The sequence below is a fragment of the Cyclobacterium xiamenense genome (assembly GCF_009467825.1).
Taxonomy (GTDB): Bacteria; Bacteroidota; Bacteroidia; order Cytophagales; family Cyclobacteriaceae; genus Cyclobacterium; species Cyclobacterium xiamenense.
The window spans coordinates 41444-67634 of record NZ_WIOK01000002.1 but is presented as its reverse complement, the minus strand read 5'-3'; the positions used below and the strand labels follow the sequence as shown (position 1 = coordinate 67634).

General features: G+C 47.7%; 17 protein-coding genes and 2 tRNA genes. 4 read left to right on the top strand and 15 right to left on the bottom strand.

What is annotated here, in order from left to right; translation table 11 throughout:
- The first annotated feature begins 104 nt into the window (after positions 1 to 104).
- A complete protein-coding gene (locus tag GCU44_RS01710; protein WP_154852936.1) occupies positions 105 to 1280 on the top strand; it encodes a hypothetical protein in 1176 nt (391 codons plus the stop codon).
- A gap of 64 nt (positions 1281 to 1344) precedes the next feature.
- Here the strand turns inward: GCU44_RS01710 and GCU44_RS01705 are convergent, their stop codons facing one another.
- Positions 1345 to 4098: a TonB-dependent receptor gene (locus tag GCU44_RS01705; RefSeq protein WP_154852933.1), complete on the bottom strand. Its 2754-nt coding sequence runs from the start codon at positions 4096 to 4098 to the stop codon at positions 1345 to 1347.
- Positions 4099 to 4458: 360 nt separating this feature from the next.
- On the opposite strand from GCU44_RS01705, the gene GCU44_RS01700 reads away from it, so the two are divergent.
- A tRNA-Gln gene (locus GCU44_RS01700) sits at positions 4459 to 4531 on the top strand.
- A 665-nt stretch (positions 4532 to 5196) separates the two neighbouring features.
- Here GCU44_RS01700 and tnpA read toward each other — a convergent pair.
- The 5 genes from tnpA to GCU44_RS01675 form a co-directional block, all read right to left on the bottom strand.
- Positions 5197 to 5658: an IS200/IS605 family transposase gene (gene tnpA / locus GCU44_RS01695; RefSeq protein WP_154852930.1), complete on the bottom strand. Its 462-nt coding sequence runs from the start codon at positions 5656 to 5658 to the stop codon at positions 5197 to 5199.
- A gap of 931 nt (positions 5659 to 6589) precedes the next feature.
- On the bottom strand, positions 6590 to 8251 hold the full coding sequence (gene ggt / locus GCU44_RS01690; protein ID WP_154852927.1) for a gamma-glutamyltransferase: 1662 nt from the start codon (positions 8249 to 8251) through the stop codon (positions 6590 to 6592).
- Between the two features lie 422 nt (positions 8252 to 8673).
- The gene (locus GCU44_RS22985; protein WP_161993880.1) at positions 8674 to 9369 is read right to left on the bottom strand and encodes a putative phage abortive infection protein; all 696 of its coding nucleotides are present in this window, start codon (positions 9367 to 9369) and stop codon (positions 8674 to 8676) included.
- A 404-nt stretch (positions 9370 to 9773) separates the two neighbouring features.
- A complete protein-coding gene (locus GCU44_RS01680) occupies positions 9774 to 11075 on the bottom strand; it encodes an amidohydrolase family protein (protein ID WP_206670796.1) in 1302 nt (433 codons plus the stop codon).
- A gap of 175 nt (positions 11076 to 11250) precedes the next feature.
- Positions 11251 to 12549: a glycoside hydrolase family protein gene (locus GCU44_RS01675; protein ID WP_154852918.1), complete on the bottom strand. Its 1299-nt coding sequence runs from the start codon at positions 12547 to 12549 to the stop codon at positions 11251 to 11253.
- A gap of 326 nt (positions 12550 to 12875) precedes the next feature.
- Here GCU44_RS01675 and GCU44_RS01670 point away from each other — a divergent pair, with 326 nt between their 5' ends.
- Positions 12876 to 13565 (top strand): TVP38/TMEM64 family protein, encoded by a 690-nt coding sequence (locus GCU44_RS01670; RefSeq protein ID WP_154852915.1) that lies wholly within the window; start codon positions 12876 to 12878, stop codon positions 13563 to 13565.
- Positions 13566 to 13727: 162 nt separating this feature from the next.
- Here GCU44_RS01670 and GCU44_RS01665 read toward each other — a convergent pair whose 3' ends face one another.
- From GCU44_RS01665 to GCU44_RS01650, 4 genes are all read right to left on the bottom strand, one after another.
- Positions 13728 to 15428: a DUF262 domain-containing protein gene (locus GCU44_RS01665; protein ID WP_154852912.1), complete on the bottom strand. Its 1701-nt coding sequence runs from the start codon at positions 15426 to 15428 to the stop codon at positions 13728 to 13730.
- Between the two features lie 767 nt (positions 15429 to 16195).
- Positions 16196 to 16268 (bottom strand) — tRNA-Thr (locus GCU44_RS01660).
- Between the two features lie 148 nt (positions 16269 to 16416).
- The gene (locus GCU44_RS01655; RefSeq protein ID WP_154852909.1) at positions 16417 to 18582 is read right to left on the bottom strand and encodes a DUF349 domain-containing protein; all 2166 of its coding nucleotides are present in this window, start codon (positions 18580 to 18582) and stop codon (positions 16417 to 16419) included.
- Between the two features lie 58 nt (positions 18583 to 18640).
- On the bottom strand, positions 18641 to 19210 hold the full coding sequence (locus tag GCU44_RS01650) for a YqgE/AlgH family protein (protein WP_154853406.1): 570 nt from the start codon (positions 19208 to 19210) through the stop codon (positions 18641 to 18643).
- A gap of 97 nt (positions 19211 to 19307) precedes the next feature.
- On the opposite strand from GCU44_RS01650, the gene pdxH reads away from it, so the two are divergent.
- Positions 19308 to 19946, top strand: a complete 639-nt coding sequence (gene pdxH, locus GCU44_RS01645; RefSeq protein WP_154852905.1) for a pyridoxamine 5'-phosphate oxidase — start codon at positions 19308 to 19310, stop codon at positions 19944 to 19946.
- A 173-nt stretch (positions 19947 to 20119) separates the two neighbouring features.
- Here the strand turns inward: pdxH and bshB1 are convergent, their stop codons facing one another.
- From bshB1 to pnp, 5 genes are all read right to left on the bottom strand, one after another.
- Positions 20120 to 20836 (bottom strand): bacillithiol biosynthesis deacetylase BshB1, encoded by a 717-nt coding sequence (bshB1, locus tag GCU44_RS01640; RefSeq protein ID WP_092175312.1) that lies wholly within the window; start codon positions 20834 to 20836, stop codon positions 20120 to 20122.
- Positions 20837 to 20863: 27 nt separating this feature from the next.
- Positions 20864 to 21895, bottom strand: coding sequence for a M23 family metallopeptidase (locus GCU44_RS01635; RefSeq protein WP_154852902.1), 1032 nt, complete (start codon positions 21893 to 21895; stop codon positions 20864 to 20866).
- A 12-nt stretch (positions 21896 to 21907) separates the two neighbouring features.
- Positions 21908 to 22846, bottom strand: coding sequence for a thioredoxin-disulfide reductase (gene trxB, locus GCU44_RS01630; protein ID WP_154852899.1), 939 nt, complete (start codon positions 22844 to 22846; stop codon positions 21908 to 21910).
- A 157-nt stretch (positions 22847 to 23003) separates the two neighbouring features.
- Entirely contained in the window at positions 23004 to 23867 is an 864-nt protein-coding gene (locus GCU44_RS01625; RefSeq protein ID WP_010853621.1) for a sigma-70 family RNA polymerase sigma factor, read from the bottom strand.
- 99 nt (positions 23868 to 23966) lie between these two features.
- Positions 23967 to 26102 (bottom strand): polyribonucleotide nucleotidyltransferase, encoded by a 2136-nt coding sequence (gene pnp, locus GCU44_RS01620; protein ID WP_092175305.1) that lies wholly within the window; start codon positions 26100 to 26102, stop codon positions 23967 to 23969.
- Positions 26103 to 26191 lie beyond the last annotated feature (89 nt).

Below are 26191 nucleotides of genomic sequence, written 5' to 3'. Positions count from 1 at the left end.
ACAAGTACCGAGCCCCGGCTGGCTCCACCGGACTGCAAGTCACAATTAATCAGCTCATTGCTTGCATTGTATCTTTTTGCTTATTATTTTAGTTAAAAAAATCCATGACACGAACACAATCGCTAGCCCTATTCTTTGGCCTCCTGTTGGCAGTGGCCTGTGAGCCGCAGGAAAAGGAAGCCAGCAGCTCCTTTGCGCTGGAAATTACCGATAGCATTCGGGTAGACTACCCTGGGCTACTGGACCTAATGGACGTAGATCCCGCCCAGAAACGGGTACTGCTTCACGACCGTCAGCGCGGAACCATTCTGCTCACCGATTTTGAGGGAAACCAGGTACTGACGCTAAACAAGCAGGGGGATGACAAAGGGAGTTACGGGCAGTATTTGTGGAGCCCGGCCCGGATAGAAACCGACGGGAGTATTTTCCTGATCTCCCACAAAGGTTTTTTTACCTTCGATTCGGCCGGTAACCTGGCCGAATACAGGCCTTTTGAAGAAGCCGTTCCATTCTTCGGTGGACGGGCCGCGGCTGACTCCGAATTGCTGGAGCACGAAGGCATTTTTTACCAGAAAGGCCTGGTCGCCCGGGGAGCGTACAACAAAACGAATGACGAATACTACGAGCAGTTCCAATTACTGGTCAAATTTGACCCGGAAAAAGGTTCTGCCGAACGGATCATCCACCTGGAAGAAGAAAGCTCCTTTCGTAGCAGCGGAAAGGCCTTTGAGGTTCCGGAAATGAACCCAAGTTTTACCATCCTGGAGGACAAACTCCTGGTCGTCGCCGGCACCGATCCCTACCTCAATGCCTACGCAATCCAGCCACCGCATCGGCTGCTGTTTCGGAAATCCATTGCCTATCCCGAATACAGCGCTGGTCAGGGAGTCGAGCGGGCCAAAGCCGACCCCAGATCTATTGCCTCCGATGAAACGGCTGGGCGGACGTACACCCTTAAAGTTTATAAGGACTACCTGATCAGCTCCTTCAATCCCGGATACGATTTTGCCGATCGGGAACGTTACCTGACCATCGACAATCCGGATGATTACCGTACCTTCAGGGAAAGCATCGGGGATAAATACCCTGCGGCCCTGTTCCTCATGGACCATCAGGGCCAGGGGATTCAAAAACTTGACCTACCCGAATCCCTGGACCACCGCCAATTTCTGGTGCGAGGCGGAGAACTCTGGTGGCTGTCCCGATTCAATTCGGAAGTGGAGGAGGATTTTGTCACGGTGTACAAGGTGGAAATCGCTGAAAAGGACCGGGCAAATTGATCCCGACTTCCCTGTTTGCCAGCGCAAGAAAAACAGCCACGGTTCGGCAATTGTTGCCTACGTTCTAAAGGGCCATGTCGTAGCCTCCAAAGCGGCGCAGGTTGTAGGTCACCGTCAGCATAAAAAACTGACGCAGGACCTGTGTACGGACGTCCTCGACAAACACATCGGTCACGTTTCGGTCAATGCTGACATTTTGGTTCATCAGGTCAAAAACCGTCAGCTTGATTTCGGTCTTATTGCTGGGGGGGATGCGGTAGCCCAGGTCCAGGTTGACCAGAAAAATGCTTCGGTCAAAGCCTTCACCCAGTCCCGTATACACCTGGTGATTGACGCTGCTGCCCACAAAGATTCCGCCCACGAAATTCCAAAACAGGTCTGCCCGTGTCCGGTGGGTATAAAAATTATTGTCCAAATCCTCCTGCAGGCTGCTTCGGACGGTATTGAAGCTCCCTCGGGAAGAGATATTGAAATCAATCCGATCGTTGATATTGCTACTCAGGTTGATTCCCTGGCTGAATGTGGTGTTGGTATTGAAATTTTCCTGGTCATTGATGATCCCTGGCCGGTTGCGTACCGTGAAGGAAGAATTGATATTCAGGTTACTTTTCATGAATTTTAGCGGAAACCCATAGCTTCCGTACAAGCGCGCCACGTAGTAATTGTTCAAGTTTACGGGCCGCGTGTATTGTCCGCCCTGATTCAGCAACACCTCGTTTTGGATCAGTGTATCTTTTGGTGCGATAAAGGTCTCGTTTCCGATATAGTCTTGCCGGATGTTTCCATATAGGAAAAACATTAACGAACGATTGGTCTCCGGATTGATCTTGCGAAACCGTGTAAATAGACGGTGGCTGTATTCCTGTTTCAGATCCGGGTTCCCATTGGAAATCTGCATGGGATTGGAATTGCTGATGACATCCTGGAGCTGCCGGATGGAAGGGGCGTCGGTATCGGTATTGTAGTCCACCCGCAAACTGCTGTATTCTCCCATCTGGTAATTGACCACCAGTCTTGGCAGCACGTTTGAAAAGGTACGCTGGGTATTTTCGAAGCCCGGGAATAGCCGGTCGCTATCAATGGATGCCGATTCGTAGCTGACCGTGCTGTACAGGGATACCTTTTCGGATTTATAGCTGTATCCGATACGGCCCCGCTGGGTCATGTATTGGTTTTCAAAACGGTTGGTCAGCGCAGTGTCCAACCGGATAATGTCTGTTTCCGGTTCCTGAACCTCTACCGTCTGATCCGTATCGGAGGCATTGTTGGAAAGCCGGTACTCTATTCGCAAGCGTGAACGCTCTCCCAGGGGTTCAAAATAACTGACACCGGTACTGTAATACAGACTGGAATACAGGCTGTTCCGGAATTGAATCAGGGAATCGACGTTGGCCGTCTGGAAATTCCGGTTAGCGGCGACCAGGTCCGATTGGCTGTCGCTGTCGTAGGTGCTGGTATATATGTATGTAGACAAGGTTCTTCCTTCCTTTGCGAAATTGTATCGGTAAATCAGAGAGTTCCTGAAATTCATGGATTGTCTTTCCGAAACGGTGGTATTTTGATTCTGGCTGATCGGAGTGGCTGCATCAAACAAATTGTATGCATCCCGAATGGTGGTGGACTTACGGTAATCCAGTCCGATTCGTGGTCGTAGGATAAGGGCCTGCCGTTCGTCGATTTCGTAATCGATGCGTGCGCTCATCCGGTGGCTTTGGGTCCGGGTCTGGTTGTTGCGGTCTTCGTTGTACAGCTGCAAGCTATCGTTGGGCAGGATATATTCCCGGGAAGAGCTTCGGGTAAGTACATTGTCGCGGTCGTTGAATAGGTAATTACCCGTCACTTTCAGTTTTTCGCCCAGGTATTCGTCGGAAAAGTTGACGCCTACCGCATTGGTGGTGGTGATGCCGGGCAACTCCCCTACTGCCAGTTCGTTGCCACCACGACGGCTATCGTCACTATTGAGGTTTCCCAGGTCGTCTTCGCCAAAATTCTGTTGGTTGATATTGTTGGTCAATCCCAGGATGGAAAGCCGACGGGCACCGTTAAAGAAGTTCATGTTGCCACCGGCAATATAATTGTTGTCTGTGCCGTAGCCTCCGTAAAATTTCCCAAACCTGCCGGCACGCATGCCCGGCTTGGTGATGATGTTGATGGTTTTGGTGGTTTCCCCATCGTCAAAGCCAGTCAGGCGGGCTTCGTCGCTCTGCTGGTCCAGAAACTCAATTTTCAATACCACTTGCGCGGGTAAGTTTTTGAGCGCAGCTGCCGGATTGTCCCCAAAAAACGGTCGCCCATCGACCAGCACTTCCTTTACTTCTTCCCCCTGAACTTCGATCACCCCATTTTGAATGACCACACCGGGCATTTTCCGGACCAATTCGTCGGCGTCGGCCTGGGGGCGAGTTTTGAAAGCATTGGCGTTGAAGGCCACCGTATCTCCCCGAACTTCCCCGGTCAGCGCATCGGCAGAAAGCTCAAAGGCTTCCATCTCCTGTCCATCACTCTGCAGTTCAAAGGTTCCCAGGTCGTTTCCTGAAGGTGCGTTGACGTTTTTTTGCAGGGTTTGGTAGCCAATAAAGGACACTTCCACCAAAAAACTGTTTTTTCCCGGTTTGTTGATCTGAAACACCCCATCAAAATCGGTGTAGGACGAGCTGAGGGTTTCGCCTTCACTGTCTTTTAGAAAAACGTAGGCCCCGAAAAGCGGCTCTTTGGTATCGCTATCTACGATGGTGCCGGTGTATTTTTGCTGACCAAAAAGCGAAAAAGACGTAAAAACAAAGGCAAGCAGCAGGAAAAACGGTAATCGGAAAGGCATGGGACGGTTAATTTTCAAAGAAGATGGTATTGCATCGAAATATTGAACCGAAAATTGGCCACAATACGGGAGCTAGCCAAATTCTATTATGCCAAGGCAGGCAGGGCTAATGTATAAGGTAAATTATCGATTTAATTGCAAGCGGGAAACGAAAGGAAGGGAAGGAGGCATAAGAGGTGTATTTTGGGCGGGACTGTGCGCCGCTGCAGGGGCAGGTGGAAGGCTATGGAATCTTTCTTTCTGAGCACAAGTGGATTAATGGGAAAAATAAAAAATTCCTAAGAGCGGGATTTGCATTAAAAAGAAAGTTCGGCTACATTTGTGACACTTAAAAAAGAGCGCGTAAGGCGCTGTCTTTTTTGGCCGATGGTGTAACTGGCAACACGTCTGATTTTGGTTCAGAAGAGTCCAGGTTCGAGCCCTGGTCGGCCAACGGTGTACCGACCCAATGGAGGATATTTCCTCCATTGGGTCGGTTTTTTTTTGTAGTTTTCGTAGGAATGGGTCTCTCTCTCTGAGCTGTTGGAAAAACTGTTTTTGTGGCAGAACGCGCGGAGCAGGCTCAATTCACAGACAAGTTTTCTGACTTTTGGAGATTCAAAGGAGCAAATCTTATTGGAATCATTACATTTTATTCCAAATCATTTTGTCATCCCTTCGGAATTGAATGTATGGGTTGATTATTCCATGCTGCAGCGAACTCCTGTACGATTATTTTGTCCATTTTTAATCCCCTGTACTGTGGGGAGCTATATCACCCCGCCGGGGTTTTGGTGATTAAGAAATCGTCCCCTTGCTATAATCCTGTCATCCCTTCGGGATTTAACCGATGGGCTGATCGTTAATCATAGGTTTCATCCCTTCGGGATTCGGATACGCCATTTATCAGAACCCTCAATTGTAGCATGGGGGATTCGATTTCTCTGCAGGACTGATACTCCTTTCGGATACCCATGCTCGTATCAAAAGCCAAGCAGATCAATTAGGGAAATGGGACAAAACCTTACCTGTAACATAATCTCCTCAATCCCGAAAGGATGCAAGAATCATTGCCGATAAACATCCTATTCAGCTTAAGCCCCGAAAGGGGTAATACCATCAATCCAGCCATTCAAACAAATACTTCTCCTGGTATTCAATTTCAAATTTTTGAAGAAACTCAATGTATTCTTCTTTAAATGTTTTCTTTCTGTGGTGATTTTCCTGGTTTGCTATGTATTGATAAACGGTGTCCAGTTGAGAATGGGAATGGGAAAATGCGCCATATCCTTCTTGCCAGGAAAATTTACTTTTCAAAAAATTTTGATCGTTGATAAAATTAGAGGAATTATTTTTGATGTCTCTGACCAAATCCGAAATGCTGACCACTGGTTTTAATCCTACAAAAACATGGACGTGATCGGATACTCCATTTACGATGATCGGTTTCTGCTTTTTCCCTTTTATAATACCTGCTATGTACTTAAATACTTCCTCACGCCAGGGCTTTTCTAACAAATTTTCCCTGCGCTCTACAGCGAAAACATAGTGGATATAAATTTGAGAGAAGGTACCTGCCATGATTTTTGATATTAATTAACTTGTGAATAACAATAATGAGCTAATAAACGAATATTTTCGATCCTTGAAACACAAGGGTATATGTGACCGCTCTAAATTTCTATTTGTTAGCAACGCTACACTCCTGTCATTCCTTCCGTATCAGGGAAAGTCGGTCCAATTGGGTGATTCATTTTTGGTATTGATGATGTCTTTCTTTTGGCTTTACACCTCGCTCCTATCTGCAGGTTGTCACCTAGCGATTAATCAGGGTAACAAGAAAAAACCAATTTCCTTTTACCGTCAATTTCATTTCAGGTAATCCCGAAGGGATGTAAGGATTATAGCCAATATAAAACCAACTATTCGATAAACCCCGTAGGGGTGATATTGCAAGGTCCCTCTACAAATACTTATCAATATAGTTTGCTTTGGGTAAAAATCAAAGATATTTGACCACCTTTTACCGTCAAAAACTGTGTTCAGGATCATCGTGTGCCCAGCGCCACTACGGTAATTAATTGCGTATCTGGTGGGCTTTGATGGGGAAAGAGCAAGTACGAGTAAAGGAGTGGGAAAGACGACGGGACATTCACGTTGTTGAGAAAAAAAGGGATTGTTTTAGGGGTCTTCGTTACGAAGAAGACAGAAAGGAGCTATATCACCCCGCCGGGGTTTTGGTGATTAGGAAATCGTCCCCTTGCTATAATCCTGTCATCCCTTCGGGATTTAACCGATGGGCTGATCGTTAATCATAGGTTTCATCCCTTCGGGATTCGGATACGCCATTTATCAGAACCCTCAATCGTAGCATGGGGGATTCGATTTCTCTGCAGGACTGATACTCCTTTCGGATACCCATGCTCGTATCAAAAGCCAAGCAGATCAATTAGGGAAATGGATACATAAGGAGTGGCCGTATTCTACGTACAAAAATCTTAGGATTACACCACTAATACCCCGCCGCTTGTCCATCTTTCCTAGATTCGGAAGCCCCGTAATACACCCCGTTTTTACGCATAATGGCCTGGTAACCTCCAAAGATACCCTTTCCCATTCGCAAGGTATGCCCTTTGTCCATCAGGCTACGGATTACTTCGTAGTCAAAGCCGGATTCCAGATAGGTGCCGCCACTGGCGAGGTTCTCATCCCGGTGATAGATTCGCGGGGCGTCCCCGGCTTCCTGCAGGTTCATCTTAAAATCGATGATATTCGTAATGATCTGCACGTGTCCCTGGGTTTGCATGTCTCCACCCATCAGGCCAAAACTCATAAACGGTTGGTTGTCCTTCGTTACAAATGCCGGAATAATGGTATGAAACGGGCGCTTGCCGGGTGCATAGGTGTTGATGTGCCCTTCTTCCAGAATAAAACCCGCGCCTCGGTTTTGCAGCACAAAGCCCAAGCCAGGCGGCACCACCCGGGAACCAAAAAGTGCCGAATTGCTTTGGATCAGCGAAACCATAGTGCCCTCGCCATCCGCTACCGTCAGGTAGATCGTGTGGTCACCGGAGGTCAGCCCCTCTGTAAAACTTCCCGCCCGATCGGGATCGATCAATTGTCTACGCTCCACGGCATAATCTTCGGACAGCAACCGATCAATAGGAATGCTACCAAAGTTGGGATCGCCATAGTAGGTAGTCATGTCCGCATAGGCCAACTTTTTGGCTTCTAAAAAGGTATGAATATGGGCGGCACTGCCATAGCCCATGCTTGCCAGGTCGAACCCTTCGAGGATATTCAGCATCTGAAGTGCCGCCATTCCCTGACCGTTGGGAGGCATTTCCCAGATAGCGTAACCACGGTAGTTGATCGATACCGGATCCACCCATTCGGGCGCGTTGTTTGCCAGATCTTCTGTGCTGAGGTAGCCACCTTCCGCTTGTACCTGATCGGCGATGGTTTGGGCGACCTTTCCCCTGTAAAACCCGTCCCTCCCCTGTTTGGCGATGATTTCCAGGGTATTCGCCAGGTCTGGATTTGAAAAAACCTCCCCTAAGCGCGGAAGCCGGCCTTCACTTGTATAGTACGTTTCCCTAAAAGATGGATTACCAGGCCCCAAATTGACGGTCGAAAAATTATCCGATACTTCGGAAGAAAAGGGAATGCCTTCCCGGGCATAACGAATGGTGGGCTCCAGCAAGTCGGCGAATTCCAACTGTCCAAATTTTTCGTGCAAGGCAAACCAGCCGCCCACCGCACCCGGCGTTGTCACCGAAAGCGCACCAGTCTTGTAGCTGTTGCCGGCATCGATTTCAGCCTTAAATTTGGCTACCGACAAACTGGCGGGTGACTTTCCGCTGGCGTTGATTCCATACAAGTCTTGTGTTTTCGCATCCCAGACAATGGCAAATAAGTCACCCCCAATGCCGTTGTTTCCCGGATCGGCAAATCCCAAAAAAGCGTTCGCTGCAATGGCTGCATCCACGGCTGTCCCTCCCCGCTTGAGTATGTCGATGGCAATCTGGGTGGCAAGCGGGTGGTTGGTGGCTGCCATTCCATTCCGGGCCAGTACTTCCGACCGGGTGGCAAAGGCCTTGCCCGACAACCTATCCTGGGCCTGCGATAAGTGGAGTGATGTCAGTAGTAAAAGGAGTGAAAAGAATGCTTTCATTTTGTCTGGTATTTAGTGGTACGGGTAAAAGGATGTAATAGGACCTTGATTTCCTCATCTGGCGAAACGAGCCTTTCCGGTTCTACTAAATCCGCTATCCGGAGATGGAATGGAACTGCCAGCAACTACCCCCATCGCGCCTCGAATCGAGTCGGAAAGGGCAATGAAGCTTCCAGCAGCCTTGCCGGCGTTTAAGCTAGGAAAAAAAAGCCAAATCGTCACGAAAAAAGAGGGGAAAGTGCTCAATCGGGACAAGCCAATCGGTATGCGATAGATGATTGAAGGATGTGGGGTGACTGCGCTCTTCGAAGGCCTGAAGTGGGGATGGATTGAAGGAAAAAGATTGACGGGAGATTGATGGCCCTTCGGCGTTGCCTCAGGGGTCAGATTGACGGAGATTGAGGATTAAGGGTGGGGGTTGACTATTTTTTGTATTCCGGGTTTCTTTCGGTAGGATAAATCCATTCCATATGTCTCGGATCCAAAAGATGTTTGGGTTGTACAGAGGCCAAAAACCGCTTTTCAATAAGCCAATCTTTCAACTCCTTGTACCCATCCACATCAAACTGGTTTATTAATTGGTACAATAAAAATACCCGCTCATTCTGGTCCATTCCGGCTTCGACTGCATTGAGATAGTTGGAAAGATCATGTTCCTGGTCGTTTTCCTTTATGTATTCCAGGAGAAAATAACAAGACCTGAGGTACTTCCCAAGTCCATATTCACTTAAAATTGCACGAAGTATGAAACCAACCTCAAACTTATTTAAATCATGCTTTGGGTCTTGGGTAGGTTTGAGCTTGGTATTATCAATATCTCCAATTAGTCCTAATTCGGGACGTTTCGGATACCATTCGTAGCCATTTTTCATTAAAAATTGGTCATCAATATCTCGATCCCAGCCACCTTTATCGTTTACCCATCTAACTAACCTTTTAAAGAAGAATATAAAAGCTTCTTCTCCTGTCCTTCCTGAAAACTCAACACGATCCCTTGTCTTAAAATGCTGCTCCAGGATGCGAAAGAAATTTTGGTGGACGAAGTCGCGGTCCATTTTATTGATTTGCTCCGTTAGTGCTTTGGCCTGGATTTTAAGTTCAGCGGTAGAGGCCTTCATTTCCGTTCGGTTATCCCGGATCTCCTGCTGCTGGTAGATCAGCTGCCACTGCTGGCCCAGGAAAGCGATGTAGACAAAAAGGACACCGGAAAGTGAAGCGAATAGCACGGTAATACCATTCACGATATCGGTACCATCTCCGGAAAAGAAATCGTCGACCTCAGTAGGAAAAAACAAGAAACCTGCGTAAACACCTAATGCTGCCACCGCAAATACAATAGCAAAAACGAAAAAAGTATTGATTTTCAACCTCAAACCTTTTATCGATCTTTCTAATTCAGCATCCAATTTCATGATAATTTCATTCAAACAAGATAGGCAAAATACACGTCCCCAGAAAAAACTTCCAAGCCTGCACCCTCCCTCGCAAAAGCGGGTGCTTCGTGGCACCGAACTCCTCTCTCCTACTCCACCACTTCCTCTCGATCCACCCATTCCCCGTTGAGCATGACTTTTTTGATGGCGTACATGGCTTTGATATCCACGGACGGATCCCCTTCCACCAGAATCAGATCAGCAAGTTTGCCGGGTTCAATACTGCCCAGGCGGTCCTGGGTGCGGAAATAACGGGCGTTATGGATGGTGCTGCTCGAAATGGCCTCCAGCGGCGTCATGCCGGCTGCAACCAATAACTCCATCTCCCGTTGGTAGGCAAGCCCCCGTTGGGCGTATTTGCCGGAATTGTGGGAGCCGGTCACAATGGTGACCCCGGCTTGATGCGCCATTCCTACGAAATCCAGCATGTTCTTAAAGCCTTTGGCCTGGTATTCCTCGTCCCCGCTTTGCCTTTCGAAGGTGGTGAGCGTGGGAGATAATACCGCCTCGTGCTTAACGGCCAGGTCCAGTACCTCGCTCACGCGATCAGCGGACAAATCGATCTTCGACCAAAGCAGGTACCTGCCGTCTCTGCGGTAATTATTGTCTGCCTCAACGGCCTCCCGGAATTCTCTGGCATCCTCCGGGTCGGCCAGGGAGGTACCGTAGGAGGTGACGTGCTCGATCCCCTGAAGCCCGGCCCGAATCGCGTCGTCCGCATCCACGAGCTCCAAATGTGCCACTACGGGGATATGGTAAAAATCAGCCGTCTGAAGCACCGTTTCGTAATACTTCAAAGGAAGGCGGAAATAAATTTTAATACCCGACCCTCCCTCTGTCACGTAATCCCGAATCAACGTTCGGATATGATCGGTGCCCCGTATCAGCGAGGCCTGATCCCGGTAAACCCCCGGATAGCCGTCCAAATGGGCTCCGGTCAGGTAGACTCGGGGCATTTTTGCCTTAGCAAAATACAGGGACTGGTAAAACCGAAACGGATGACCCGGATCCCGGACAGTCGTCACCCCATTGGTAAGGATGGCATGCAATGCCTTGTTGTTATTGACATTGTGCAAATGGGAATCGATCAGACCCGGAAGCAGAGTCATGCCGGTGCCGTCGGTGATTTCCGCTCCTTCCGGAACGGTTACCTGATTGGCTGGGCCAGCTTGCAGGATACGGTTGCCTTGGATCAGCACGACCGCATTTTCCAGTGGCGGCCCTCCCAGGCCATCTATCAGGCGCACATGTACAACCGCGCTGACCTGATCGTCTGATGGCCCTTCGGGTGGGTTTACCTCCAAAAGGGAGGGGTTTTGCGCCAAAGCCAGATGAGTCAGACCTAAAAAACAGCCGACTAGCAATAAAACAAAACTGTTCGATAATACCACCGTTGTCTTTGATTTCACATTCATTTGATAACTGCTTATGTTGGATCTTCTAAATGTATTCATCCTTTCCCAACAAAACAAGCAAGGGGAAGGGGCGCTCGACCCGAAATGGAGATCGCTCCCCGTATCAATTCCATACCATCCTTCGTTAAGCCACCGGTTCGAAAAAAAATGCTCACTTGACCTTTAACCACGAGTTTTCGGTCACATTGCTGGTCTCCCGAGGGTCAACCTCATATATAGTGGCGCGCTCATTTACCCCGGTATACATGCCATTTAAAAAATGACAGTTGGCTACTTTTGCCTGTATCCTTACCAGGGATTGGCCATTTCCCATGATGTTCATGGCCTGAATGGTATGAATTTTACCCGGTAGCGATTCTTCTCCATAGCCCCTCCCACCAATCAGCAGGGCTTCATATCGATCCTCCCTGGCTCTGAAAATCACCCCGCTAATGTAGATATGGTGGATTCCTGCCCGGTCGCTGCCCCGTATCGCAACCGCACGGTACCGGTTTTCACAGGAGATATTCGTAATCACCACTTGCTCGATATCGTCTTCCGGTCCGAACCAGCGACTGGCTGTCACCATACTCCCATTGATATCTCCATTTTTCTTGGGAATATCCGGGGCGGTATCCAAATTAGAAAGCGCTATAAAATCATCTCCTGTTACACCGGAGACATGATCGATCCGAACGTTTTTACAACCCTGTCTCAGGTTAATCCCGTCCTTATTCGCCGTCATCCATTGCTTCCCATCCACGGTCACAAACTCTTCGTTAAAAATAGTCACATCGGATAGGTCTATTCCCACCGTTCGCTCAAAACTAACGGTCCAGCCATGGGCATTTTCAAAACGAACATTTTTTAGGCTGAAGTCCCGGACGTATCCGATCAACACCATGATGTTCCGCCAGTCACCGGTTTGCTTCAAACCAGGTTTTCCGGCATCACTTCCGTAACTTACCCGCCAATTTCCTTTTTCCTGCTCTGCTTGTGGATTCAGGCTTAGCGTCCTGGCACCGTCACCCGTTGCCCGGGGATTGTCCGCACCTTTCAATACCGCATTTCCAATTCCGTAAATTCGTATGTTTTCGTTCCAAACCGGGTCAGGTATGCCTTCCCCTACATTGTCCGAACGGAACAGGTTGTCCCTGCTTGTATCCGAGAGTTGTAAGGTGCAATTGTCCAATATGAGCGTCATATTGCTGGGCAACAACAGGGCACTATCAATCATCCATACGGAAGTTCCATTGGCATTTTCCTTAGGAATCCGCACCACATGGGTACTTGTTTTGGCCGTTTCTATGGCCTGGATAATGCGCTCGGTGTCCGTTCCTTCAAAGGCATTGGGGTTTACCGTTTGGGGTATCCCGGGTCCTCCACTGCCAATAGCCAAGCTTTGGAACCCGAAAAGAAAAAACGTCAGGCAGCCATAGACTGTCCAACCAACATGGTTACGCGCTATCATAGGGAGTTACTTCTTGACAGAATAAAATTAACTTGGCTCATACGATCGTTCCGCAAATAAGGCGAACCTATACCGGATTTCCGTAAAGGCGGTATTTCTACAAGTAATCGAAAAATAGCCATCTTTGGGGGATAATAAAAATCTGCAATGGCCTGGCTGGAAAAAATAAGCTTCCGGAAATAACAAAAGGCAATAAGTGGGAAAAGCAAATAAATCCGGGCCGGCAGGCATGCTCGCAGAAATCTTCCTTTTTTTTTCTTAAAATGAGTACTTTCGGTACAATCTATGCTATTCCATAAACTGTTTTTATCGTTAATCCCTGATGCATGTCCAAAAATAAAGCGGCTGTTTGGCCCTATATTCTTTCCAGTATTTTTTTCGGAACGCTAATCGCTCTTTATTTCCTAAACGATTCGGTTCGGGAATTTTTTTCAGAGGCCTGGGAGGTGCTTCGCAGCAACAACGAGAAGAAAATCTCCAATTGGGTGGATCAATTTGACTACTGGGGGCCGCTGGTCATCGTTGGTGCCATGACTTTGCAGATGTTTCTATTTGTGGTTCCCTCCTTTCTTCTGATGGTGGTAGCGGTCCTGGCGTACGGTCCCTGGGCCGGGTCCGGTATTATTTTCCTGGCAATTTTTACGGCATCTACCATTGGGTATGGGCTTGGTTTTAGATTTGGCACGCCGGTTACGGACCGAATTCTGGGTAAAAAAACAGAAAAAAAGGTATCGGATTTCCTGGAAAACTACGGCTTTTGGGCGGTGATAGTCACGCGGATTTCTCCCTTTTTATCGAACGATGCCATCAGCATCATTGCGGGTATGTTGCGCATGGGCTACTGGCGGTTTATTGGCAGTACCCTGCTGGGAATCGCTCCGCTGACCCTGTTGACGGCCTTTTTGGGAGAAAATAGCGAGCGCCTCAAAACCGGCCTGGTCTGGATCGGTATCGCCAGTCTCCTGGGCTTTATCGGCTATGTCTGGTGGGATCGAACGCGAAAACAAAGGAAGTAACCATGTCTAATGGAATTCAAGGATTTTAAACTTCTATCTTGTACAGCTACTGTAAAATTGTTTGGAACCAACTCCTCTAAGCGAATTCTTGTCGCACTCCGGTTGTGAGAGACGCTCCCCGTAGGAGGAATCTGGCAAGGCCTTCTACACGATCGGAGCACGTCAATTAAGCTGCGTAATACGCCAAATGGCAGTTGCTTGTCTCGCCATCCATTGTTGATGTTCCGATATCCTTTCTGGGTTCCATTCACTATTTTCATTTGCAACCCTTTGAGTCAAAGAAAATTCACTCTCACGATATTTCTCCTTTTTCATTTCGAAATCAGAATTTCCAAGGTCTCGATTGACACTTTTATTAAGCAAAGTCATGTTTCCTAGCCTGTATACAAATTGGTCATGATCTCTATCTTGTATATGATCCCAGCCTTCTTGAATAGACTCTGGCATTATATGTTCCAAATTGTATGAATCGCTCTCGAAGTCATAAGCATTATTTGAAATATGTCTTTCTATTTCAAAAAGTATATATCTAACAACTCTTTTATTTCTAGCTTGAGTAGTCCTCATTTCCTTTTCAGAAAAATCGCCTTTGAATTTATCATCCGATACATACAAAGTTGAAAGAGCGGTAATTAAATCTTGTAAAGTACTTATTGTATTGCTCGATAGTTCAACTGCTAACCTATTATAAACTCTTTCTTGTTCGTTGGTAGCTAGGTTTCCTATTATATTGTATCTGAATGAAATAACACAACAAGTTCTGAGAAGAGTAGTAAAATCTCCTTCAGAGAATTTGTTATATGCCGACAAAAGAAGGGGGTAAAGCTGGCGCACATTAAACATCCGTAATGTCTTGATGTACTTTTTTTGTTCATTGTTCCAGAGTGAGTCTTCACTACTTGGCAAAGCGGCAAAAATGTGAGCATTGCCTTCAAGGTCTCGCATTAAGCTGAAAACACCTCCCTTTGATGTGATACTTTCTCGAATACGCTTAAAAAGTTCAGAGTGTCTTACGAACTTATTTTTGCTATTCCAATAAGCGCGCAAAAAGTCAGGCAGGCTTTCACTGCCAATTAAGCCTACTAGTCTTTCCCAACGATTATCTAGTTCCATCATTTCCCGTTCATCAGCACCATGATTGTGAACCACCGCAAACAAATAGTTTTTTAATAGATCAGTTGATGAAAGCTTAACCCCTCTTGCATTTAGCGTTTCAAAAACTTTATATGCATTCAATTCATCATTTACCGTAATTACCGTAAAAAATAATTTATCAGACAGAGAGTCAATATATTGAGCAAAAGCATCTCCTCTTCTGTTAGCAGAAAATCTTTGTCGGACAGCATTGAAAAACCAATCATAGGCCTTTCTCATTAAGTGTTCAGTTGCCTTTAGATTTCTTTTCGGGGCCGTTTCAAGTGGTACTAAGTACGTTTGATATAAATTATTATTATTTCTATTAAGGTTAAGCTTGCTTTTAGGAATCAAAGTAACGGGATCCAAATAGGCTATGAAAGTACTACGCAGTTGTTCAAGTCGCTTCTGATTTTTTTCAGGTTCTAATCCATCATCTATGAGTTTTTGAAGGTTACCTAAAAATGCCAAAACAAGTATACTCAAAGTGGTGAGTCTTTGTTGGCCATCAATTACATCGAAGTTTTTACTATCCCTGGATTGCAAGACGAGATATCCCATATAGTGCTCTTCTTCACCTCCATCTTCGAAAAGCCCTTCTATATCTTGCCAGAGATCATCCCACTCGGTCGGGGTCCAACTGTAATCTCTCTGGAATCTTGGGACAGAATAAATAAGACCGTTCCCTACAAGTTGACGATATGTACGATTCGATGTGTCTAAATTCATGTGATAAAGTTACGAACTCGAATGATGAAGTGCTAATTAACCTCTACTGTAATGTGCTCCAACATCTGTATAAAGCAATTTTTTGGAAGGGAATTGCGTGTATCCGTGCTATCTGCCCACCCGACATTCGGTTTTTATTGAACAAATTAAGGGTTTCGGATAAGGAATCAAGCGGAGATACTTCTTTTTTATTGGAAACTTACAGAATACGGCTGTAAATCCCCTACGCAGTCCTTTTAAGTACAGGCAGCACCACCGTAATTGCGATTTTTTTGGTTCAACGGTAAGCTATCTGCATTCCTGCACCGTATTGTAAACGTTTTTTTGTGGACATGAAACCAATCTGTCTCCAGAGTGACTGCCGCAAAAGTACTACGTACCATTTGTGCCAATACAAGCAACAGTATCCAGGGTGACTTATATACCTGCAGATTAACAGTACTCTTAAAAAGCGTCGAATTACCTTGTCATATGCGTTCCCTTTGCCACCACTTCCCAATCAGGAGAAACAAACCACCTCTCCATTGCTTTCAACGGTCCGCCTGCGGTGCCTGCCCCCCAGGTACCATGCTTATCCCCTGATCGGGAAATCCTGAAAAGAAAAAACCCCATAAAACCCTTTTGATGGAGGATGGGAGGATGTTGTTGGCTGGATATTGCTTGATCCCAAGTTGGTAAGACAACCGCTAAGAACCCTTTTTGTGCAAATGGTGGGCAAATAAAAAAGGCACTTACAAGGTATCTCTTATAAGTGCCTGATAATCAAGAGCCCCCTGCCGGGATCGAACCAGCGACCTACTGATTACAAGTCAGTTGCTCTACCAGCTGAGCTAAGGAGGCTTCGGAAAGCGTTTTTTTCAGCAATGACAGTACAAACAAATCGTTTACGGCCAAATGCGAGTGCAAATATAATTTTATACGCCTGGTAAATCAAAATTTCCGCAGGTATTTTTATACAAAAATAACTAGTCCACTCAAATTGAGCCCATTAAAATTCCCGGATAATGGATAGCTTTTTCTTTAGCTTATCCACTTCCTGCTCGGCCTTGTCGATTTTTTCCTCAAACTGATCTTTCAGCTTATCGGCGGTTTTGGATGCAGCAAAAAACTCCAGGTTGTTGCGCCAGAGGGTAATGTTGTTTTCCAAATCGGAAATTTGCTTGCGGATTCCGTGCTCCTTTTTGTTCAATACCCGGTTGCTATTCGGGTCGGATTGGAGCTTATTCAGATTGAGGCGAAACATAAAATCTTCCTTGTTCTCGCCTTCCAGGTCCAGGGTACCCAGATAGGTAGTTACTGCCTCGTTGAATTTGGATTGAATGTCCTTCATGTTTTTGCGGGGAACAAATCCGATTTCGTTAAATTCCTGAATCAGGGACTCCAATCCTTCCGGACTCGCTTCTCCGGGATTGGATGCCGCCGCTACGATGCGCTTACACAGCTCCTCTTTGGCGGCCAGGTTTTCCTCAAAGCCCTTATTGGTCTCCTTGTTGGCATCCCGGCGATTGTTAAAAAACGTATCGCAGGCCTTTTTAAAGCGGGAGTACAGGTTATCCCGAAACTTTTCCGGAAGAGGTCCCAGTTCTTTCCATTCTTTCTGCAGTTGGATCAGGTGATTGGAGGTGGTTTTCCAATCGGTGCTCTCCCTATGGGATTCAGCTTCGGTAATGAGGGCCTCTGCTTTTTCCTTGTTTTCGTTCCGAATCTCGTCCAGTTCTTTAAAAAACTGGTTTTTGTGCTGAAAAAACTGCTTGAATAGCCCCCAAAAGGTTTTATTGATTTCCTTTCCGGATTCCCTGGGGACCGGACCGATGCTTTCCCATTCCTTCTGAAGGAGCAGGATTTCCTTGGTCTTGCTGTTCCAGTCCCTGATTTTCTCCGCTTTGAACGTACTGAATTCGGATAATTTTTCGATCAGCTTCTCCTTTAATTCCTGATTGGCCTTAAATACTTCCTTCTGACTGTCGTAGAAGGCCTTTCGCTTGTTGTATACCCCATCGGAGGCGGTTTTGAATCGGGTCCACAGGGCTTCCTGCTCTTCCCGGGGTACAGGGCCGATGTGTTTAAACTCCTCGTGCAGGTCGTTCAGGACGCGGATGGCCTCCTTGATGTCTTCCATCTCCGCCAATCCCTCTGCCTTTTCACAAAGTTCTAACTTGCTCTCGAGGTTTTTCTTTCGGTCCAACTCCTTCAGCTCAAAATAAATGCTTCGGTTGTCGTAAAACCGATCCATCAGCGCGTTGTACGATGCCCAAAGATTTTTATTTTGGCTATGGGGTACGGGACCAATCTTTTTCCACTCGTCCTGTATCTTTTTGATCGTCTCGATGCTATTGGTGGTCTCCTCCCCGTCTACCAGGTTCCTCAACCGATCCAAAATGGCATTTTTATCCTGCGCATTTTTCTCTTTGGAGCGTTCAATGTCTTTTACTTGCTGGTGTTTTTTATCCTTAAACTGCTGGTAGGTGGCGAAAAATTCCCGGTCCTCGTCCGAACCACGAAACTCAAAGCCCTCTTCTTCTCCCCCGTCCCGGACAAACTGCTGCAGGGCCTGCTCCTTTTCTTTTGCGTAGTATTCCTCGTAATGGTTTTTTAACTCCTGCACAAGGGCATCCCGCTTGATGAAGTCCTGCTCCGCAGCAAACTCCTTCAGCGCTTTGAGTAATTGGGACTTACTGTATTGGTTAAAATCTACTTCGTCTTCGTGCTCCTCCTCCTGATGTTCCTCGGTCTCCTCCACTACTGCTTCCGTTGCCTTTTCCGGCTCGGCTTTCTCTGCGGCATCTACAGGGGATTGCTCGTTGGGCGCTTCCGCGTTCGTTTCGGGTTTCTCTGGCGTTGCCGAGGCAAGCGGCATCGCTGCCTGAGATTCGGAACTTTCCGAAGCCTCCGGTTGCTCCGGCTTCTCCCCCGCCGGATCGGCTTCCGCACCAGATTCCACACTCCCGGTCGTCGGGCTTTCCTGCTCCGGTACCTCGGGGGCTTTGGCCGTTTCTTGCTCCGCTGCGCTTGCTTCCGGTACCGCCTCTGCTTGTGGCTCGTCTGTGGTTTCTTCCTTTTTCACTTCCGTTGCATCCAAACCTGATTTTTGGCCATCCGCCAAATTTTCAGTAACCTTATCCGATTTTTCGGACATTTCTTTATCCTTATCCATAATAGTAATGTATTCCTGAGTAAATCAATCCATACAAAACAAAAGTAGCAATTTTGGGCTAATTAAGTCTTGGGTCTATGGGATAATTTGCCAAAACCTGGAAATCGCCACCCATGTTTTTCAATATCACCCGCCAAAGATCGTCCGGTTCTGCCAAAAAAATATTACGGGCATAGGCATTGTCACAGACGATCCAGGTATTTTCCGTCAGTTCTTCTTTCAACTGACCACTCTCCCAACCGGAATAACCGATAAAAAACCGAAAGTCTGCCGTATTGACCATCCCTAGCCTATGTTTTTCCATCAACTCGGTGAAGTCGCCGCCCCACCACAGGTTTTCCCCTACGGAAATGCTATCGACCAGTACTTGTTCGCCCTGATAAATAAAATGCAGGGTATTTTGCTCTACAGGCCCCCCTACGTATACTTCTTTGTCCCGTAGCTCACAGCCATCGAGCAATTCATCCAATTTGAAGATGGAAAGTTTGTTAAGCACCAAACCAAAAGACCCCAATTCGTTGTTCTCACATAGCAATACCACCGAGCGAACGAAATTTTCGTCCTGAAGAAAGGGCTCCGAAATCAACAGACTCCCGGATTGAGGCGATATGTTTGGTACTGGCTGCATTAAAAATAGTGACAACGAGGCTTTAATTTAAAGTAAAAATTTTTAAATACAATATATTTGTAATCTTTAATTGATTTTCCTCGCTAAAATTGAAAAGATGAAACTCGCGGACATAAGAAAGGAATATTCCTCTAAAACGTTAGATATTAAGGGGATGAAAACCGATCCTTTGGAACAATTCAAGCTGTGGCTTTCAGAAGCCATTAGCGCTCAGGCAAACGAACCGACCGCCATGCACCTGAGCACGGTAGACGCTGACCTGAAGCCCGATGGCCGGATTGTGCTATTAAAAGGAGTGGAAGAGGGGTTCGTCTTTTTTACCAATTACAGCAGTACCAAAGGCAAACAGCTGGAAAGGCATCCGGTTGCTGCGCTGACTTTCTTCTGGCCGGAACTGGAACGGCAGGTACGCGTCGCCGGGAAGGTAGTGAAGGCAAGTAGGGCCGAATCGGACGATTACTACCTAAGCCGGCCTCCAGAAAGCCAGGTAGGCGCCTGGGTCAGTCCCCAAAGCCAGGTCATTCCCGATCGGGCTTACCTGGAAAAAGAATTAGCGGCAGCGGTAAAGCGATTTCAAACCGAGCCCCTCAACCGACCCGAACATTGGGGTGGTTTCCGGCTTGTTCCCGAATCCATGGAATTCTGGCAGGGCAGACCTGCCCGGCTGCATGACCGGATTCGCTACACGCTTTCGCCCACTGAGGGTCTTTGGAAAATGGAACGGTTGGCGCCCTAGGTATCCGGACCGATTGACCATACGGCAGGCAGTTGACGCCGGCTTGGTTCAATGCATCAGGAACGAAGAGCCGATACCATGTCCACTGTCCTGGCTCGTTGGAAATCTCAACTACATCCAGGGTTTGGAAAGCCATTCCTCGCTCTTGCGTCAAATGACACAATCCCGGTAGTTTACACTAAATCAAACAAATCGCGAATGCCCGGTACGCGCTCCACGGTAAAGCCTTCCCCGTATTTCACGTTGATTTTGTGGCCCATTTCCCGACTTCTCGCTTCGATAAAGTCCAAAAAGTCCGGTCGCGAGATAAAACTCTCCGGCTCCCGGGAATCGGGATTGTAAAATTGGGATTGAAACGCCAGGATGCTGTTTATTTTGACTTGCCAGTGGTCAGAGATATCGACTACCAGGTCCGGCTCGATATAATTGTTCTGAATGTAGTGGTACACGTATTTTGGTCGCCAGGCTTCCTGCGGCTTTCCGTCTTTTTCGGTCTCCAGCTTCCGCAATCCACTCACGAAGCAGGCATGGGAAGCCAGGCTTCCCCCTTTTCCATGGTCCGGATGCCGGTCACTGACGGCATTGGCCAGCACGATTTCCGGACGATAGGCCCGCAACACCCGGGCGATGGCCACCTGATGCTCCTCGTCATCAGCAAAAAAAACGTCCCGAAACCCGAGGTTTTCGCGTACGCTCACGTTCAACAGTTCTCCCGCTTTACCCGCTTCCTGAAGCCGAAGTTCAGGAGTGCCCCGCGTACCCATTTCACCCTGCGTAAGATCCAAAATACCCACTTTGTAGCCTTTTGCTACGTGCGCGGCCAGGGTGCCGCTGCAGGAAAGCTCCACGTCATCGGGGTGTGCCGCTATGGCCAAAATATCCAGTTTCATCGTTATCGGTTTCGTAAACGTCTCGTATTATTGTATCTGTAATCGCTGTCCAATTCGTAAAATGGAGCGGGTGCTGATGCCATTCAGCCGGGTAATCTGACTCATGCGAACCCCATACCTCCGCGCGATTACCGATAGGTTTTCGCCGGACCTTACCCGGTGGTAGATCGCCTCGCGCAATCGGATCTCGTGTTCAAAACTTGTAGCTGTCAGCATAAATACCGGCGACTTGATTCGACCAATTTCAAAATCAAAGAGCTCGGTGGGATCGATCGAAAGCCCCCGGTACCGCACTTCAAAATGCAGGTGCGGGCCGGTACTTCTCCCCGTATTTCCTCCCAGCCCCAAAATTTCTCCGGCCCGGATTTCCTGCCCTACCACTACATGCACTTTTGACAGGTGACCATAGAGCGTTTCCAGGCCATTTCGATGTCGGATGACTACGTAATGTCCGTACCCGTACCGCTCATACGATCGAACGCGCACAATGCCGTCGAATACAGCCTTGACTGGATCCCCTACCGCCAATTTTAAATCGGTACCGTGATGCCAGCGGTACCACCTTCTGCCGAAAGGCGAGTTGATTTCGGTATTTTCCACCGGAACACTCCAATTGGATCCGAGATACGGATCGTACAGCACCACCGATAGCGTATCGGTAAACTCCCTGGGATCGAAATCGTAGCTATTCACCTTTTTGCTATCCCATAAGCCGTAATACTCGTGGGCGGTAATCCAGATGCTATCTATCAACACTTTCTCCGCCACTTCCACGAGAATGTTAGTGGGGGCCCAAATCGCGTATGAGGTCGCTTCACTGACCAGAGAAAGACGCTTTTTCAAATCGATTCCTTCCTCAAAGATCAGGGTATTGGTCAGTTCCGAAAGGTCCTCCCGGTACCTATCGGCATCAAAAATCTGTAACTCATCCGGCGAAATGATTCGCTGCTCAAGCCGACTAGCGCCTTTATTGCGACGCTTTTTCTCCTGTGCCAGGTTTTTGAAAGACAGCAACAAACAAAAAACCACCAAAGGAATCCATCGTTCGGGTTGCCTCATGGAAAACCCGGACTATTCTTCCGCAGACAAAAACCTTTCGGCATCCAGAGCGGCCATGCAGCCCGTTCCTGCCGCCGTGACTGCCTGCCGGTATTCGTGGTCTTGCGCATCCCCGCATGCGAAAACGCCGGGAATATTGGTTCGCGTGGTTCCCGGTACGGTCTGTATGTATCCATTGGCATCCATGTCTACCAAGCCTTCAAAGATGGCCGTGTTGGGTTGATGCCCGATGGCTACGAAAAAGGCCTCTACATCCAATACCTTTTCCTCGCCAGTTTGATTACTTTTTACCCGAACACCGGTCACTTCCTCTTCACCTAGTATTTCTTCCGTTTCGTGGTTCCACAATATTTCGATCTTCGGATTGTTCATCACCCGCTTTTGCATGATCTGTGAAGCCCGTAATTCATCCCGACGTACGAGCATGTACACCTTTTTACAGATATTGGCCAGGTAACTGGCTTCCTCACATGCGGTATCTCCTCCTCCCACAATGGCTACTTCTTTTCCACGAAAAAAGAACCCATCGCAAACGGCACAGGCGGACACGCCTTTTCCATTCAAGCGGGTTTCGCTCTCAATCCCCAGCCACTTAGCGGAGGCCCCGGTAGAAATGATAAGGGTATCGGCAATCAAGGATTTGCTATCGTCGATCGTGGCAGTAAATGGTCGCTTGCTCACATCGACAGCCGTTACCACGCCGTACCGAACCTGTGTGCCAAAACGTTCGGCCTGCTTTCGGAAATCCTCCATCATCTGAGGTCCCACTACTCCATCCGGATAACCCGGGTAATTTTCTACATCATTGGTGATGGTAAGCTGACCACCGGGTTGGGCACCGGTATACAGTACCGGTAACAGGCCTGCTCTGGAAGCATAAATTGCCGCTGTATAGCCGGCAGGACCGGAACCGATTATAAGCACTTTTACACGTTCAATCTCCTGATTCATTGTTCAATGGGTTTTTAACTAAATGCTGTACACAGCCTATGTTGGATTGATAACAAAATATAAATACAAAAAAGTTTAAGTTTCCTTATAAAATTTCTTTTTTATACAAAAAAAGGGCAAAGAGCCCTTTTTATATCCATGTTTTACCGGAGCTGCCTTATCCCAGGTAGGGCTTCAGCGTTTTGCTACGGCTGGTATGTCTCAATCTTCGGATTGCTTTTTCCTTAATCTGCCGAACCCGCTCACGGGTAAGGTTGAATTTTTCACCAATCTCTTCCAGAGTCATGGCATGTTCTCCATTCAGCCCGAAGTACAGGGTGATCACATCGGCCTCTCGTTGAGTGAGGGTAGAAAGCGCGCGTTGCACTTCTTTCCTGAGCGAATCGTTCATCAACCCATCGTCGGGCTTGGTCTCCCCGTCGTTTTCCAACACGTCCAACAGGCTGTTTTCTTCTCCCTGAACAAACGGTGCATCCATGGATACGTGTCGTCCGGAGATCTTCATGGTATCCACTACCTCGCCGGCCGTAACTTCAAGTACCTCTGCCAGCTCTTCGGGAGAAGGCTCCCGTTCAAACTTTTGTTCCAGCTCCGAAAACGTCTTACTGATTTTGTTCAGCGAGCCGACCCGGTTTAGCGGCAAGCGCACGATTCGCGATTGCTCGGCCAAGGCCTGTAGGATGGACTGTCGGATCCACCAAACGGCGTAGGAAATAAATTTAAATCCCCTGGTTTCATCGAAGCGTTGAGCGGCTTTGATCAGCCCCAGATTTCCTTCGTTGATCAGATCACCCAGAGACAATCCCTGGTTTTGGTATTGTTTGGCAACAGAAACAACAAAACGGAGATTGGCTTTGGTTAATTTCTCCAGGGCCAGTTGGTCCCCTTCACGGATTCTTTTGGCCAAAACCACCTCTTCGTCTGCTGTCAATAGATCTACCTTACCTATCTCTTGAAGGTATTTATCAAGAGACTGACTCTCCCGGTTGGTAATCTGTTTACTGATTTTAAGCTGCCTCATTCAATTTTGTCTATTATTTTTAATGCAATCATAACAGAAGTTTCCTGAAAATAAGTTCAATTATGGGGAATTGTTCTATATTTTCAGGAAACATTCAGCTTATTTTTCTTTTCTTTCCGGCTTGGGCAATAAGGCTTTCCTGGAAAGCTTGTATTTCCCTGTCTTCTTGTCGACGTCGATTAGTTTCACAGCAATTTCCTCGCCAGATTCCAGCACGCCATCCATGGACTCCAGTCGCTCCCATTTGATTTCGGAGATGTGCAGCAGCCCGTCTTTGCCGGGCATAAACTCAACAAATGCTCCAAAAGGCATGATGTTTTTCACTTTTCCGGTATATACCTCGCCAATTTCCGGTTGGGCCACAATCGCCTTGATGCGGGCGACGGCTCCGTCCATGGAATCTTGATTATTGGAGAAAACGTTAATTTTACCCACATTATCCACTTCTTCGATAATGATGGTAGCACCCGTATCTTTCTGGATTTCCTGAATCACTTTTCCACCTGGACCAATGACTGCTCCAATAAGCTCCTTGGGTATTTGCATGTTAAAGGATCTCGGCGCATGGGGTTTGAACTCCGGCCTTGGGGCAGCGAGTGTCTTATTGATCTCATCCAGGATGTGAAGTCTTCCCTTTCTGGCCTGATACAGGGCTTCCTTCAATACTTCGTAATCGAGCCCTTCTACTTTCAGGTCCATTTGGCAAGCGGTGATGCCTTTGGCCGTACCGGTTACTTTAAAATCCATGTCACCGAGGTGATCCTCATCGCCCAAGATATCGGATAGGATGGTATAGTTCCCGGTTTTGGCATCGGAAATCATTCCCATCGCAATCCCTGTCACGGGTGCTTTGATGGAAATACCCGCATCCATCAAGGCAAGCGAACCGGCGCAAACTGTCGCCATGGAAGAGGATCCATTGGATTCCAGAATATCCGATACGATGCGTATGGTGTAGGGGTTTTCTGCCTCGGGAGGCAGCACTTTTTTCAGTGCCCGCATCGCCAGGTTACCGTGCCCTACTTCCCGTCTACCGGGACCGCGGTTGATTTTTACTTCTCCCGTGGAAAACCCGGGGAAATTGTAGTGCAAGTAAAACTTGTTGTACCCCGAAAGTACGGCCCCATCGACCATTTGTTCGTCCAGTTTGGTACCCAGGGTACAGGTGGTGATGGACTGGGTTTCTCCCCGGGTAAAAATGGCCGATCCATGCGCAGATGGCAGGTAATCTACCACCGACCAAATGGGTCGCACCTCATCCGGATTTCTACCATCCAAACGCTTCTTCTCGTTTAAGGTGAAATTTCTGGCGGCTTCCTTATGGATTTTGCCAAAATAACGTCCAATGAGGGACTCGTCGTATTCGTGCTCTTCACCCAAACTCTCCACAAAGCCTTCTTTGATGGCCTTGGTGAGGTCGGAACGCTCCTGCTTGTTGGCAATCTGACGACTCACGACTTCGTACAAGCTATCGTACAACTCGGACTTCATTTTTTCAAAAAGCGCCTCGTCGTTTACTTCGTGGCTGTATTCCCGCTTTTGCTCTTTTCCGACCGCCTTGGTGAGCTCTTTCTGCACCTGGCAGTGCCGCTTCAGCTCCTCGTGGGCAAATTGAAGCGCTTCTACCATTTCGTCCTCCGAAATCTCGTCGCCTTCGCCTTCCACCATCAGGATAAACTCCTCCGAGCCGGCTACGATCAGTTCCATGCTGGCTTTTTGCAGATCGGAAGGCTTGGGATTGATGCAGAGTTTGCCATCAATCTTGGCTACACGAACCTCCGATATGGGGCCATTAAAGGGGATATCGGACACCGCGAGGGCGGCCGATGCGGCCAATCCGGCCAGGCAATCCGGCAGGATGTCTTCGTCTGATGACATGAGGGTGATGCTGATATTGGTATCGGCATGGTAGTCGTCCGGAAAAATCGGACGTATGGCCCGGTCTACCATTCGGCTGATCAGGATTTCGTAATCGGACAGCCTTCCCTCTCTTTTCAGAAATCCGCCGGGAATCTTCCCGGATGCTGCAAATTTTTCCTGATAATCTACGGACATGGGCAGAAAATCCACACCCTCTCCGGCTTCTTTTTTGGTAACTACGGTGGCCAATAAGATGGCTTTACCCATACGAACCACCACGGCTCCATCGGCCTGTTTGGCCAGGGCACCCGTTTCCAGGATGATCTCCCTGCCGTCTTCCAGGGTGATGGTTTTTGAAATTACATTTGGTAACATAAATTTTTGATTCGGTAACGTGTATAGTTGTAAAAGTAAGGCTTAATACTAGGAGGTAGCAAAAAAGTAAGGTTCCCTGAAATAGGGAA